9 protein-coding genes are annotated in these 15214 nt (G+C 38.9%); 6 read left to right on the top strand and 3 right to left on the bottom strand.

Going from position 1 to position 15214, the window contains the following annotated elements; all coding sequences use genetic code 11:
* Positions 1-114: 114 nt before the first annotated feature.
* Both scpB and rluB read left to right on the top strand, forming a co-directional pair.
* On the top strand, positions 115-705 hold the full coding sequence (gene scpB / locus H5087_RS12300; RefSeq protein ID WP_182672229.1) for an SMC-Scp complex subunit ScpB: 591 nt from the start codon (positions 115-117) through the stop codon (positions 703-705).
* The gene (gene rluB / locus H5087_RS12295) at positions 702-1574 is read left to right on the top strand and encodes a 23S rRNA pseudouridine(2605) synthase RluB (RefSeq protein ID WP_024595359.1); all 873 of its coding nucleotides are present in this window, start codon (positions 702-704) and stop codon (positions 1572-1574) included. The genes scpB and rluB overlap by 4 nt, the downstream gene beginning before the upstream one ends.
* 83 nt (positions 1575-1657) lie before the next feature.
* Here rluB and H5087_RS12290 read toward each other — a convergent pair whose 3' ends face one another.
* Positions 1658-2404 (bottom strand): YciK family oxidoreductase, encoded by a 747-nt coding sequence (locus tag H5087_RS12290; RefSeq protein WP_002959717.1) that lies wholly within the window; start codon positions 2402-2404, stop codon positions 1658-1660.
* Positions 2405-2610: 206 nt separating this feature from the next.
* Here H5087_RS12290 and H5087_RS12285 point away from each other — a divergent pair, with 206 nt between their 5' ends.
* The gene (locus tag H5087_RS12285) at positions 2611-5040 is read left to right on the top strand and encodes a VolA/Pla-1 family phospholipase (protein ID WP_182672228.1); all 2430 of its coding nucleotides are present in this window, start codon (positions 2611-2613) and stop codon (positions 5038-5040) included.
* 100 nt (positions 5041-5140) lie between these two features.
* On the top strand, positions 5141-6157 hold the full coding sequence (gene sohB / locus H5087_RS12280) for a protease SohB (RefSeq protein WP_182672227.1): 1017 nt from the start codon (positions 5141-5143) through the stop codon (positions 6155-6157).
* Between the two features lie 96 nt (positions 6158-6253).
* Here sohB and H5087_RS12275 read toward each other — a convergent pair whose 3' ends face one another.
* The gene (locus tag H5087_RS12275) at positions 6254-7588 is read right to left on the bottom strand and encodes a dicarboxylate/amino acid:cation symporter (protein ID WP_024606768.1); all 1335 of its coding nucleotides are present in this window, start codon (positions 7586-7588) and stop codon (positions 6254-6256) included.
* Positions 7589-7781: 193 nt separating this feature from the next.
* Between H5087_RS12275 and H5087_RS12270 the strand changes: the two genes are divergently transcribed.
* Together H5087_RS12270 and topA are read left to right on the top strand one after the other, a co-directional pair.
* Entirely contained in the window at positions 7782-11105 is a 3324-nt protein-coding gene (locus H5087_RS12270) for a hypothetical protein (RefSeq protein ID WP_182672226.1), read from the top strand.
* A 247-nt stretch (positions 11106-11352) separates the two neighbouring features.
* Positions 11353-14061: a type I DNA topoisomerase gene (gene topA, locus H5087_RS12265; protein WP_182672225.1), complete on the top strand. Its 2709-nt coding sequence runs from the start codon at positions 11353-11355 to the stop codon at positions 14059-14061.
* A gap of 357 nt (positions 14062-14418) precedes the next feature.
* Here topA and H5087_RS12260 read toward each other — a convergent pair whose 3' ends face one another.
* Complete coding sequence (locus tag H5087_RS12260) at positions 14419-14661, bottom strand: hypothetical protein (RefSeq protein ID WP_002959734.1); 243 nt, start codon at positions 14659-14661, stop codon at positions 14419-14421.
* Positions 14662-15214: the final 553 nt, after the last annotated feature.

Here is a 15214-nt window from a genome sequence, read left to right as displayed (position 1 = left end):
TAATCACTGGCTTTTTTGTATTTAAAATCTAGTTATTTAGTAGATATATTTTCCTAGTTTGGTGTTGTTCTGTCATAATAGATGGCTGTGTATTTTTATTTGTTAAGAGTGTGTATGGCGGGTCGGCGAATTAGTGATGAACAACTAGTTGAGATCATTGAAGCAGCTATTTTTGTTGCAGATAAGCCTGTTAGTAAACGCCACCTTAAAGATACTGTATTAATAGATTTAGCTATTTCTATGGCGCGAATAAACGACGCAATAGATACAATACAAGAACATTTTCAAACTCGTGGTATTCGCTTAGTTGAAGTTGGTAGTGGGTATCGTTTTCAGGCATGTAGTAGTTTAAGCCCTTGGTTAAATAACTTGTGGCAAGAACGCGCACCAAAATACTCACGTGCTTTACTGGAAACATTATCACTTATTGCATATAGGCAGCCCATTACGCGCGGTGAAATTGAGCAAGTAAGGGGTGTTACTACGGGTTCGAATATTATTAAAACCCTACTCGAAAGAGATTGGGTTAAAGTGGTAGGGCATAAAGAGGTTCCGGGTAAGCCGGCTTTATATGCAACTACTAAACAATTTTTAGATTATTTTTCGTTAACTGGACTTGAAAACTTACCTGCGCTGCCAACAGAGCAGCAAAGTAAAATTAACCAGTTATTGAGCGATCCTTCTGTGAGAGAACCATCCGAATGAGTATTATACAAGGTGAAAAGTTACAAAAAGTCTTAGCCCGTGCAGGCGTAGGCTCACGCCGTGAAATGGAAAAATACATTGATGCAAACCGCGTTAGTGTAAACGGTAAAGTGGCAAAGTTAGGAGACCGTGTTGAAGAAACCGATTTGATTCGTGTTGACGGGCACACTGTAAAGATTGAAGAAAAAGCAGATAGAATCTGTCGTGTGATTATGTATAACAAACCCGAAGGTGAGTTAAGCACACGTAAAGATCCAGAAGGGCGTCGTACAGTATTTGACCGACTTCCTCGTATTGATGGTGAGCGTTGGATTGCGGTTGGCCGATTAGACGTTAATACTTCGGGTTTGATGCTCTTTACTAATGATGGTGAATTAGCTAACCGCTTGATGCACCCAAGCTATGAAGTAGAGCGTGAATACTCTGCGCGTGTATTTGGTGAAGTAACCAATGAAACGGTTAAAAACTTACTACGTGGTGTTGAGCTTGAAGATGGTCCAGCCAAATTCACGACTGTAACCCCTATGGGTGGCGAAGGCGTTAACCGCTGGTTTAACGTAACGTTAAATGAAGGACGTAACCGTGAAGTACGTCGTTTATGGCAGTCTCAAGATGCGGAAGTATCTCGTCTTATTCGTATTCGTTATGGTAAACTAGAGCTTGATAAGCGCGTGCCACAAGGTGGTTGGATGGAGTATGATTTAGAAACAGTAAACTACTTACGCAAAACCGTTAAATTAGGGCGCGAGACACAAACTAAGCTTTCTGTTATGCCTGAAAAACGCAAAGATAAACGCGCTAAAATCAACCAGATCCGCAAAGCAGTTAAAAAACACAATCAACGTGTTAAGCCTACCAAACGTAAATAATAAATTAGTTATTTATTGCACACAAAAAAGCCGCTAATAGCGGCTTTTTTAATGTGTGTTGTATAAATTTTTTAGACTCTAAATTACTTTTTTACTTGAGCATCTAACGATTCGCCATTCACTTTACTAGAATCATCGCTCATCAAGTATAAGTAGGTTGGCATTAAATCTTCTGGTGTAGCAAGCGCGTCTCTATCTTCTCCTGGGTATGCAGCAGCGCGCATAGAAGTGCGAGTAGCGCCTGGATTAATACAGTTTATACGAATATTCGTTTTGCCTACTTCACATGCCCATGTTTGCATCATGCCTTCTACAGCAAATTTTGAGATGGCGTATGGCCCCCAAAACTCACGGCCTTTGCGGCCTACACCTGATGACGTAAATACTATCGATGCATTATCAGACTTACGAAGAACAGGAAAAAGCGCTTTAGTGATCATCGCTTGCGCGGTCACGTTTACTTTCATTATGTTTTCGAACGTAGATGAGCAAAAATGTTCAAGTGGACCAAGTGACCCTAAAATACCTGCATTATTAAGCAAGCCATCAAGGCGGCCAAATTGATATTCAATTGTTGCAGCAAGGTCACGGTAGTTTTGTTTAGTTGCGCCTTTTAAGTCCATGGGCACAATTGCAGGTTTAGGGTAACCTGCATTAACAATTTCATCGTAAACACATTCAAGTTTATTAGTTGTTTTTCCTAATAAGATAACTGTAGCGCCGTATTTTGCATACGTAATTGCTGCTACTCGGCCAATACCATCACCGGCGCCTGTTATTAAAATAATTTTATCTTTAAGTGCGTTTTCAGCCGCTTGATATGTGTGCATAAAAGTACCCATTCATCTATTTTTTTTGATTTTAACATAGCGAAACGTGAAGTAATCGAATTTATTGTAAAATTAGGTGGCGAAAATAGAAACTTTACGTTAAGTTTAACTGGTCTAATGTCTCATTAATAACCTGATTACATTGTTTTAACTTAATACACTGATTAAACACACTATAAAAATAAAATATGTGCGGAGCCAACAATATGAAAAAAATGCTACTTTCACTCTCTGTTACAGCTGCCTTGGCAGGTTGTGGCGGCGGAGAAACGTTAGAAGATGTTAAGAACAACACAGCAACCGTTATTCCAACAGCAACGGTTACTTTTGACCCTGCTGCAGGTATCTTATCGGTACCTAATGATTTATTAATGAGTGGAACCCAAGACGGTACACTTAATATTCCTGGAGAATTAGATGACAACAATGTGTCTATTTCTCGAGCAGCTTATGCTGACCCTCAGCTTGCTCTAGGCGCACTTGACGGTTGGTCTTCGCAGGTTCCTTATAAAATCGATTTAACATTCCCACCAAATGTTAGCTTAGATGAAACGTCTGCTGGGACACCAGGTACAGTTCGCATTTTTGAAGTAGTAATGGGTGCAAGTTTAACTGACGCAGAATGTTCAGTTGTTGCTGCCGGTACAGCTTGTAAATTGGTCGGTGAGCTTACTTTTGGTGTTGATTTTGTTACTCAAGCTTCTGGTGATGCCGTTGCAATTATTCCTTTAAAACCATTTACGGCAGGTAGCTCATACATCAATGTACTAACTACTGGCCTTAAAGATTCATTAGGACGCTCTATCGAGCCTTCTTCTACTTATGGTCTGGTTAAGCAAGAAGCGCCATTAATTACAGAAGCCCAACTTGGTTTGCAGGGCGCTGTTAACAGTTACGAAAATGTAGTTGTAAGTTCAGGAAATATAACAAAAGAAGATATTATTTTTTCTAGCGCAATGACTATTCAGTCTGCGGGGCCAGTACTTGGGACAATTAAAAAATTGCTAGCTGCAAGTTTGCAACAGCCTGCGATGCCAACGCCTGCGCTTCAAGTTCCTGAACAACCTATGGTAAATGTGCAACAGGTATTTGCTTCTCAGGGTGTAGAAGTGTCTGCTGCTTTCTCTGGTGTGCAATATCAAAAAGGTAGCATTATGCTACCGATGTATCTAGGTACACCAACGGGTACTGATATTAGTGATTTAAGTGATACATATTGGCAAGGTATGTGTGATAACGCGGTGGCAATAATCGGTTACAAGGCCGTTGCTGGTGATGCATTTCCGACAGATCCTATTAGTGAAAATGATGGTTTATGTTCTGCATTAAGTGACGGGCAATTACGTGACTTAGGACTAGATAGCACACGTCATTTAACAAAATATAACTCCATTCCAAAAGTACAAAGCATGGCAAATGTGCCAGTGCAAGTTACTAAGCCTATTTTACCAATAATTAATGGTGTACGTGCGCAGTTACAATTAGATCCTATTGCAATGCCTGATAGCGGATGGCCAGTTGTTATTATGCAACACGGTATTACAACACAAAAAGAAAGTATGCTTGCTTTAACGGCGCAGCTTTCTATTCAAGGCTTTGCAACAGTTGCTATTGACCATCCAAGACATGGTGAGCGTGGAATAGATGTTGATGGTGATGGAACAGACGACTTTAATGCAACAACGGGTTCTGTGCTTAGTTACATGAATTTAAGTTCATTACTTGTTGCGCGTGATAGCTTACGTCAATCAGCGGCTGATTTATTAGGTTTACGTTTAGGTCTAAACTTTATTAATGATGCAACGATTAATGCGCAAGATGTAACTTACATTGGTCATTCATTAGGCTCTATTGTAGCCCCTGCATTTATTGCACAAGCTAATAACCCATTAGCGCCAACTGTCGACCCATTATTTAATGTAAACACAGTAGCACTTGCAAGTGGCGGCGGCGGTATAGCTAGCTTCTTACTAGAATCAGCTGCATTTGGTCCATTTATTCAAGGTTCAGTACTTTCACAAGCAGGTACAACAGAAGCTGATGAGTTTAACGCGTATTTACAAGTTGATGCAGTGTCTAACTGTGGTGCAGTATTGCCAGATATGGAAGCATATTTAACCTGTGGTTATAACGAGTATGTAGCTTCGTTAACTACAGCTGGTGAAACAAGTAAGCTAACTAATATTCAAGGAGTGTTTACTCAATTTGCATTTGCGGCGCAAACAGCACTTGATAGTGGCGATCCAACTAATTACGCAGCCACTGTGAAAGCATTAGGCACTCCTGTTTATACTAATGTTGTTGTGGGCGATGGTGTTGATAACAAGCCTGACCAAGTGATACCACCAATGGCAGCTAATAATCCTATTTCTGGCACAATTCCATTAGCTAACTTAATGGGTCTTGAAACAGTAAGTACTTCGCAAGCATTGAGTGAAACACCAACTAGCTACTTAGTTAAATTTACTAAAGGGCATCATGGTTCTATTTTAACGCCTGCTCAAGATGCTGCAAAGGCTGCAACTGTTGAAGGCAGTGCTGCCGCTAATGCTGAAATGCAGTTGCAAGTAGCTACTTACTTAGCTGCTCGCGGTCGAATGTTATTAGTTTCCAACCCTGAGGTTGTGACTGATTAATAGCCAATAAAATAATTAACCTTTAAAAGCCACTGAAAAGTGGCTTTTTTTTGCTTTAAAGCATGCTAAATTAGCTGAAATTTATAAATGGAGAAACCAGTTGGAATTTTTATACGAATACGGTTTGTTTTTTGCTAAAACAACTACTTTTGTTATCGCTATAGCAGTTATTCTAATGCTAATAGTTGGCACTGCAGTTAAGCCTAAAGCCAAAAAAGGTGAAATACAAATTGACGACATATCAGAGCAATTAGTCGATCTTAAAGAAAGTTTTCTACAAAATACGCTGGGTAAAAAAGAGCTTAAAGCACACCAAAAACAGCTTAAATCGCAAAGTAAAAAAGCAGATAAAGATGAGCCTAAACCTCGTTTATATGTAATTGACTTTGTAGGTAGTATGGACGCTCACGAAGTAGAAAGCTTACGAGAAGAAATAACAGCCATTATCTCTATTGCTAACCCAAGTAAAGACAAAGTACTTATTCGTTTAGAAAGTGGCGGCGGAGTAGTGCATGGCTACGGACTTGCTGCATCTCAGCTACAGCGTATTAAAAATGCCGGTATTCCTTTGAGTGTTGCAATTGATAAAGTAGCAGCGAGCGGTGGTTACATGATGGCGTGTGTAGCCGATGAGATACTGGCAGCCCCTTTTGCCATAGTTGGATCTATTGGTGTGATAGCTCAAATACCAAACTTTAATAAAATATTAAAGAAAAATGATGTGGAATTTGAGCAAATAACTGCAGGTGAGTTTAAACGTACGCTTACTTTATTTGGTGAAAACACAGATAAGGCCCGTGAAAAATTTCGTGAAGAAATTGAACAAACACATGATTTATTTAAAACGTTTGTAAGCACTCAACGCCCAAGCTTAGATATAAACTTAGTTGCGACAGGCGAGCATTGGTTTGCAACTCAAGCGATTGATAAAGGTTTGGTAGATGTTATAAAGACAAGTGATGATGCATTACTGGAGCAGCAACATGAGCGCCAAATTTATAAGATTAAATACAAAATTAAAAAGGGATTAAGCGATAAGCTAGCTCTTGGCCTGAGTAGTGGTGTAAATAAAGTGGGAATAAACTTACTCTCTAAATTTAAATCCCTAAATCCTTAGATTAGAATTTTTTTACGATTCAGTTTAATTCTTTCTACTCGAAAAAAAACCTTGATGTATTGCATCAAGGTTTTTTTATAGCTGTATAAATGTAGCTTATGAGTCAATAGACTTATGATAATCTTCTAAGTCTTTAGCTGCATTAGGGTCGTTAAAGATGCTCTCATCAAGTTCACCTTCAGACTTGGCAACAACACAGGTAACCATACAATCACCGGTTACATTAACTGCTGTACGTGTCATATCAAGTAATCTATCTACACCGATAATAATTGCAATCCCTTCTACAGGTAAGCCAACTTGGTTAAGTACCATCGCCAACATAATTAAGCCAACACCTGGTACGCCTGCTGTACCTACAGAGGCAAGTGTTGCTGTTAATATAACCATTAGGTAATCAGAAATTGTCAAATCTACACTAAACACTTGTGCAATGAATACGGTAGCCACACCTTGCATGATGGCAGTGCCATCCATGTTAATGGTAGCACCCAGTGGGATAGTAAATGAGGCAACCGAGTTATTAGCGCCTAGTTTTTTAGTAGCAGTTTCAAGTGTAATAGGCATAGTTGCGCTTGAGCTTGAAGTACTAAATGCAAATAAGCATGTGTGCTTCATTTTTGCTAAGAAAATAAGCGGGTTTAAGCCCGTTAATATTTTTAAAAGCAATGTGTAGTTTACAAAAGCATGTAATAACAGTGCAAGCACTACAACGCCAAAGTATTTGGCTAGGCTAACAATTAAGTTAAGCTCAATTGTTGTAAATAGTTTTGCCATTAAAAAGAAAACGCCATAAGGTGCAATGTTCATTAACAGCGTAACTAGTTTTAAGATTACTGTGTTTAAATCTTCAAAAACACTTGCTACGCGTTTGCCTGTTTTACCACTTAATGCCATTGCTACACCAAATAATAGTGCAAACACTATAACCTGAAGCATATTACCTTTGGCCATTGCTTCAAATGGGTTAGTAGGAAACATATCTATAATTACACGAGCAAGGGTAGGCGCTTCTTTAGCATCATAAGTTGCATTAGATGGCAAGCTTATACCTTCACCAGGGCTAAATAATAAGGCAAGTGTAATCGCCACTGTTATAGCAATAGCTGTAGTTAATAAATATAAACCAATAGATTTACCACCTAGGCGGCCTAGTTTTTTAGGGTCGCTTAAGCTACAGGTACCACAAACGAGCGATACAAAAACAAGAGGCACAACTAACATTTTTAAGCTGGCAATAAATATTTGGCCACCAACATGGAAAATACCATCAACAAAAAAGGCTTTAATTGGCAAAGAGAATAACCCAAGTGGTATTAGATAATCGTCTTCACCAGCTAATATAGCCTGAAATATAAAACCTACTGCAACCCCAAGCGCCATACCAATCATGATGCGAGTGGTTAAACTCATTGAACGGATTTTTGACATATTCCCTGATCTACATTTTATAAATTTGCCATAGACTACCAGCAAGGAAATATTTACTACAGAAAAAATTGGTATTTATTTAAAATTATTTTGCGCAAAAAAGTAATAAAAAACTGAGATTTTAGACTAAGTTATAGGTTAATATTAAGTGAAAATTAATTTTGATTATAATAACAACGCTAGGGAGAGGTTCATGCCTTTAATGCGACTGCTCGGCATTTCATTGCTAAGTTTTTTACTCACAGCCTGTGGTGGCGGTGGGTCACTTGAAAAAGACGGCTCTATTAGTGATGGTGATTCCACTACAGAGGCTGCTACATACTCGGTTTCATTAAAGGGGTATTCTCAAACAGACGCAACAGAGTCAAATTCTGTCACAGCTACCTCCTCTTTAGATTTACGCGCAATTCTTACTCAAGATGGCGAAATTGTTGCTGGTAAGCGCATCACGTTTACATTAGAAGACGATATTGGTGAACTGTCTCCATCGAGTGCATTAACCCAGAACGATGGCATTGCAACTGTTGAGCTTACAGCAGGTGCTCAAGCCGGTGCTGGAGAAGTAACCGCTACTTATACGGTCGATGGTGAATCTTATACAAGTACTTTTGCTTTTCAGTCAAGCGGTGGGCAGGGTGATGATACTGGTGTTAGTGGGTCAACAACTCTAACAGTAAATATTGTAGATGAAAATGGTGCTAAGTATTCAGATACAAACCCGGTTACAACTGACAATTTAGGCACGGTAACAGCAATTTTAAAAAATGATGGAGTTGCACTTAGCGAGCAGCTTGTTACTTTTACTACAAACTTCACAGGTAAAATAACGCCAGACTTAGGAACTGCAATTACAAACTCAGCGGGTGAGGCAAAAGTAACCCTCTCTAGTGGTAGTTTCAAAGGCGCAGGTCAAGTGGTTGCAACTTATAATCCTACGAACTCAACAGAAGTGAGTAATACGGCTGTATTTTATTCATCAGGTGATTCTGCACCAGTTGATTTGGCACAATTCTCTATATCAGTAAAGCTTTTAACCGGTTGTAATGCAGGCTGGGACGATAATCGTTCAAGTGTAAAACTTGACCCTACACAAGCATCATCGGGTTGTACGGTAGCTAATACTATCTCTTCATCAGAACTAGGTGAATTATTTGTTGAAGTCACTGATGAGCAAAGTGGTGAAGGTAGTAAAAATTCGCTTGTTAATATTTCAACAAATTTAGGTTCTGTTCTTCCTTCATCTGGGACAGCTCTTACCGATAACTTTGGTATTGCTTTACTAAAATTACAGCCTGGAAATACTGGTGGCGCAGGTACTGTGACTGTAACGTCTGTAGGTGAAACTAATTCAACTAATTTTGCTGTAGGTATTGCTGATTTAACCCTAGAGGTTGATAACGGGCTTAATAAAGATACTTCAGGAAATGTTATTCCTTTAAAAGCAGGTGGTAGTACCGTTATTGAAGTAACACTTTTAGATGAAGACGGTAATTTATACTTAACTCCAACAGATGTTGAATTCAGCTCAACTTGTGTAATTAGTGGCGACTCAGTAATTGATGCATCAGTAAAATCATCAAGTGGTATCGCAACATCAACATACCGAGCTACAGGTTGTAGTATTGACGATGACATTAATATCACGGTTGAGACAGGTGGTAAAAACTTTACTGCTACTTCGATTATTCCTGTGGAAACATCAGCGGTACAATCAATACAGTTTGTTGATGTGAGTGAGACATTTATTGCATTACCACCAGGTGAAGGCGGCGCCCCGACTCAATCGATCGTTAGATTTAAGCTAATAGATGCAGATGGCCTTGCATCCACGCAACAACGTATAGATTTTAAGTTAACAGATTCAGTGGGCGCAGCTAAACTGTCACTTAGAACAAGTGATACAAATAATGAAGGCTTTGTTCAAACAACGGTTGAATCTGGCATAGTGCCCGGTCCATTAGTTGTAAAAGCGTGTTTTATTTCTAAAGAAGATGTTAATAACTTACCTGAAGGTGATGACTTAACATGTTGGGTTGATGATGTAGAACTGTGTGCATCAGAACCTAACAATGAAATTTGTCCAGACGGAACACTTACTTTAGTACCATTGAGCGAGCAGATAAGTTCTGTATCGGCTCAATTAACACTGGCTTCGGGCGTAACAGACCAAAACAGTTTTGATGCAAGCCCAAATACGTTTAATACTAACTCACTTAATTATAACGGTGTTTTAAATGATATTACGGTATATTTTGGTGACCAATTTAATAATTATAACGGTGACGGTGTAGAAGCAACTATTTTAGCTGAAGCGGGTGTCATTGGCTCATCTAGCAATGAAGTTACGTGTAAAACTGACGATGCTACCTGTGTTGTAACCTGGCGCTCTCAGGGAGACCGTCCATTTTATGATTACAAATGGGGTAACCGAATTGGCGATATTGATGGGGACGTAACAACTACTGAAGGTATTAATCCAAAAACAGGTATTATAAATTGTGACCCATATTTTGGTATTGCAGCTCCTTGTATAAATGGTATCACACGCGCTAAAAATAGTGCTGATGGTGTTGTTATGGGAGGGCGTGTAAGTATTCTCGCTGTCACTAAAGGGCAAGAAAACTTTGTAGATGAGCAAACCACTGATGATGTTAAACGTACCAATGGCTTGTTTGATATTGGTGAATATTATACTAGTTACGATTTACCTGAAGCATTTATAGATCACAATGAAAATGCTGCCTTTGATAAAGCAAACTGTAGTGATGCAGATGCTTCAAATTATGACCCGTCTACGGATGAATGTTCTGAGTTAATTTCACGAGGTGGTCATAATGAAACATGGCGAGACCTAGATAATGACGGTATTTATGACTTTGCTGATGGTAAATATAATGGTTTATTATGTAGCGAAGCCGCTGAAAATGCAGGTGAGTGTTCTCGTGAGTTAATTGAAGTGCGTAAACAAATTGAATTGGTTATGTCTGGAGATAATCCATATGTTCGTTTTTCTGTGCTGAAAACAACGGATATTCTTGATGCGCCGTACCCTGTTTATGTTCCTGCAGATTGCTCTGTTTCAGTTGTAGCAGTACTTGAGCCATCCGATGTATCTGAACGTTGTGATATATCAGCAGTTGACTTATCAAATGTTTTTGCTGATAATCCTGCGTATGATGAAACTGACCCTGATGAAACTGATCCTGAACAATTAGAAGTTGGTTTAGCTGGTATTACTATTCGTATTCACTATACAGATGAGTTTGGCAATCCGTTACCTGCAGGTACAACAGTGTCAATATCAACTACAAATGGCGACTTATCTATTATCGAAAATAACGCTATCATTCCAAGTACGAATACGGATAAACCAATGTATTCAGATGTTCGTATTTCTCGTGAAGCGGATGGTAATGATAAATTTGATGGGGTACTTTCAATAACATTTGAGTTTACTACTCAGGCTGGTGGGACTAAAACAGTCTCCAAAGGAATCGAAATTTACGATAGTAAATAAGGCTTTATTTAAAAATGCCAACCTTTAGGTTGGCATTTTTGTTTCTGTTCTATATATTCCACATCAATTAATCTAAAAACACCTGTTTGTTTAATTTAACGACAAAAATTGTTCGTTTATTCAGTAAATACTGAAAAGTTTGTATTAAAAGCTTGTAACAACTAGTGTTTGTAGATATACCTATAAATATTCGCGCCGCTTATGTCGGCAAAACACATTTTTAATATTTGGTTAGAAATAGGCAACTATGGGCAAATCGCTAGTAATTGTAGAGTCACCTGCTAAGGCTAAAACAATTAATAAATATTTAGGTAATGACTTCATCGTAAAGTCCAGTATTGGGCATGTACGTGATTTACCTACTTCAGGTTCGAGCAAAGCTAAAGTGCCGGCAACTAAAACGCCAGCAGAAGTTCGCAAAATGGAACCTGAAGAGAAAGCAGCGTATAAAAAGCAACGAGATTATACTAACCTGGTCGCGCGTATGGGTATTGATCCTGAGCAAGGTTGGGAGCCGCATTATGAAATCCTGCCAGGTAAAGAGAAAGTTGTTCAAGAATTACAAAAGCTGGCTGAAAATGCAGATCAAATATACCTCGCAACGGATTTGGATAGAGAAGGGGAAGCAATTGCTTGGCACCTTCAAGAAATCATTGGCGGTGAACCTGAAAAGTATAAGCGCGTAGTTTTTAACGAGATTACCAAAAACGCAATACAACAAGCCTTCGAAACGCCAGGTGAGCTTAATACAGACATGGTTTACGCTCAGCAAACACGACGCTTTTTAGACCGTGTTGTAGGCTTTATGGTGTCACCGTTGTTGTGGGCTAAAGTGGCACGTGGTCTATCTGCAGGACGAGTTCAGTCTGTGGCGGTACGCTTATTAGTTGAGCGTGAACGTGAAATTAAGGCATTTATCCCTGAAGAGTTTTGGGATATTCACGCTGATGTTAAGAATACTGAGTCTGAGTTACGTTTAGAAGTAACCAAACAAGCAGGAAAGGCATTTAAGCCTGTAAATGAAGCTCAGGCTAGCGCAGCTGTTAAAAGCCTTGAGAATGCAGAATATAAAGTAATTAGCGTTGAAGAAAAGCCAAGTAAAAGTCGCCCAAGTGCGCCATTAATTACTTCAACCATGCAACAAGCGGCAAGTACACGCCTAGGTTATGGCGTTAAGAAAACTATGATGCTCGCTCAGCGTTTGTATGAAGGCGGTTATATTACTTATATGCGTACCGATTCAACCAATCTTTCAAAAGATGCGGTTGAAATGTGTCGTGAGTATGTAACGAACGAGTTTGGTGCTAAATATTTACCAAAAGATCCAATTAACTATAGCTCTAAAGGCAATGCACAAGAAGCGCATGAGGCAATTCGTCCTTCAAGCGTTACAGTGTTGTCTGGTCATATCGAAGGCGTAGATGCCGATGCTAAAAAGCTGTATGAGCTAATTTGGCGTCAGTTTGTAGCGTGTCAAATGGTACCTGCTGAATACGACTTAACAACACTGACTGTTGCAGCTAACGATTTCCAGCTCAAAGCAAAAGGCCGCGTGCTTCGCTTTGATGGTTGGACAAAAGTACAACCTGCGGTGCGTAAAAAGAACGAAGAAGATCAATCACTGCCAGCTGTTAAAGAAGGTGAAATACTTACTTTAATAGAACTTGATCCTAAGCAGCATTTTACTAAGCCGCCAGCTCGCTTTAGTGAAGCTAGTTTAGTAAAAGAGCTTGAAAAGCGTGGTATTGGTCGTCCATCTACTTATGCGTCGATTATATCAACAATTCAAGATCGTGGTTATGTACGTGTAGAAAATCGCCGTTTCTTTGCTGAAAAAATGGGTGAAATTGTCACTGACCGCTTAGTTGAAAACTTCACTGATTTAATGAACTTTGATTTTACAGCCAAAATGGAAGGTCGTTTAGATGACATTGCTGAAGGCGAGCGTGTATGGACTCAAGTTTTAGATAAGTTTTATGCTGATTTTTCAACGCAATTAAATGTCGCTAAAGACGAGCCAGAGAATGGCGGCATGCGTCTTAATGAGATGGTTGAAACCGATATAGAATGTCCTACATGTAGCCGCAAAATGGGCATACGTACGGCTTCAACCGGTGTTTTCTTAGGGTGTACTGGTTACAGCCTTCCGCCAAAAGAGCGTTGTACAACAACAATGAACTTAGTGTCGGGCGATGAAGCGGTTGCTGCTGATGTCGAAGACGTAGAAACCGAAAAATTAATGCAGATGAAGCGTTGTCCTATTTGTGAAACTGCAATGGACTCATACCTAATTGACGAAACCCGTAAACTACATGTGTGTGGTAATAACCCAGCATGTAAAGGGCATATAGTTGAAGAAGGTACCTTTAAAATTAAAGGCTACGACGGACCAATTATCGAATGTGATAAATGCGGTTCAGACATGGAGCTTAAATCGGGTCGCTTTGGTAAGTACTTTGGCTGTAACAACGAAGAGTGTAAGAACACACGTAAGTTACTTAAAAATGGCGAGGCTGCTCCACCAAAAGAAGATCCTGTTCACATTACTGAATTAGAGTGTGAAAAGTCAGATGCGTATTTTGTTTTACGTGATGGCGCTGCGGGTATATTTTTAGCCGCAAATACTTTTCCTAAGTCACGTGAAACACGTGCACCTAAGGTCGAAGAACTAAAACGCTTTAGAGACCGCATTTCGCCTAAGTTTTATTATTTAGCAGATGCACCAGCTAAAGATCCTGATGGTAATCTTGCTGTTGTACGCTATAGCCGTAAAAATAAATCTCAGTATGTTATGACTGAAGTTGACGGTAAAGCTACTGGCTGGACTGCTCATTATGAAGCAGGTAAATGGACAGAAGAAGCGAAGAAAAAAGCAGCGCCTAAAAAGAAAGCAGTTGCAAAAAAGGCACCAGCTAAAGCTAAGCCTAAAGCGAAAGCTAAAAAAGAAGATGAATAAGCACGTTATTGCTTATTCATAGTTTTTGTAGATTTAAAAAATCATAAAAAAACCGGAATGCACAGCTTGTGTCTATTCCGGTTTTTTTGTGCCTAGTTGAATGCTTTCGCAACGGCTTTATTAGCAGTACATTCACCTAAGCGTGTTACCAATTTGATTAAAAACCTGGTCATTTTAGCGTATTAAACAACTCAGTTACTGCGTTAAAAGCTATTCATATATGACTGCGTAGATGCAGAAAGTAGGCATTGCAGGGAGCAGCTGCCGAGAACAAATATATGTCATGCTTTTTCGCTTAGCTATTGAGCTATATTCTTAGCGCTATAATTGATCACTAATTAAATGTAATTGGTATAATTAAATCTTAACAGAAGATACTTTTTTATAGCCTTCAGATTCAAGCTCATCATTTACGCATTTTAATACGTAGGCATTTAGCTCTTCATTGCTTACGTCATCATCTTTAGCCCAGTTAACACACATTTCTGTGTATTCTTTTATCATTTCGGCTGAAGCTGTTGGCGCATCGTCTGCAACCGCGTAAGTCGCAGATACTGCAAATAGTGGTGCTACGATTAATGCTAGCAATGCTTTTTTCATTCGTTTATTCCTAAAAAAATGGTGTGATGACTGATTTACCCAGTTTAAAGTTAGATATAAATCAGTAGTGCCCAATCCAGAACAACTCTGTTGGTATACTGATTTTTAATCGAAATTGAAATAAAAGATAACGAAATTTTTTTATCGTGAGGATGAGTAATTTACTTGTCAGTTTTTTAACTTTAGTAAGTACAGCATTATTAGCTGGAGTAATATATTTAGTAGCTAAGAAAACTTGATTCTGCGCTTTATATTAATAACCTTGAGATCGTTTTAGGGAAAATTGATTTCTTAGGTTCAAAAATGAAATGGATAAGCGTCATTGTTTATTTCTACTATGAGGATATTTTAAGTTTGTAATATCAGCCGTATTATTTGCTTTAACTGAATGTCTAAATGTTGAAACTAAAAGTCACTAGAATGCGTTATGTCCCGTCCTAAAATACGTTGACGGTTTTAAATGAAGGCCAGTAGCTTTTGCTCCTGGTCTTTTTTATGCACTTGGTTTGGTGTTTTCATTCCTAAACTTAAATGCGGCCTCAATTCATTGTAT

Origin of the sequence: Pseudoalteromonas sp. SR43-7, from assembly GCF_014163785.1 — a bacterium.
In the GTDB taxonomy this organism is placed as follows: Bacteria; Pseudomonadota; Gammaproteobacteria; order Enterobacterales; family Alteromonadaceae; genus Pseudoalteromonas; species Pseudoalteromonas distincta.
The sequence above is the reverse complement of the archived record's forward strand: the minus strand, read 5'-3'. Positions and strand labels throughout refer to the sequence as shown.

Coding starts and splice junctions, on each gene's coding strand:
- topA (WP_182672225.1), top strand. CDS start 11,353: ATGGGCAAATCGCTAGTAATTGTAGAGTCACCTGCTAAGGCTAAAACA.
- H5087_RS12260 (WP_002959734.1), bottom strand. CDS start 14,661: ATGAAAAAAGCATTGCTAGCATTAATCGTAGCACCACTATTTGCAGTA.
- H5087_RS12270 (WP_182672226.1), top strand. CDS start 7,782: ATGCCTTTAATGCGACTGCTCGGCATTTCATTGCTAAGTTTTTTACTC.
- H5087_RS12285 (WP_182672228.1), top strand. CDS start 2,611: ATGAAAAAAATGCTACTTTCACTCTCTGTTACAGCTGCCTTGGCAGGT.
- scpB (WP_182672229.1), top strand. CDS start 115: ATGGCGGGTCGGCGAATTAGTGATGAACAACTAGTTGAGATCATTGAA.
- H5087_RS12290 (WP_002959717.1), bottom strand. CDS start 2,404: ATGCACACATATCAAGCGGCTGAAAACGCACTTAAAGATAAAATTATT.
- H5087_RS12275 (WP_024606768.1), bottom strand. CDS start 7,588: ATGTCAAAAATCCGTTCAATGAGTTTAACCACTCGCATCATGATTGGT.
- rluB (WP_024595359.1), top strand. CDS start 702: ATGAGTATTATACAAGGTGAAAAGTTACAAAAAGTCTTAGCCCGTGCA.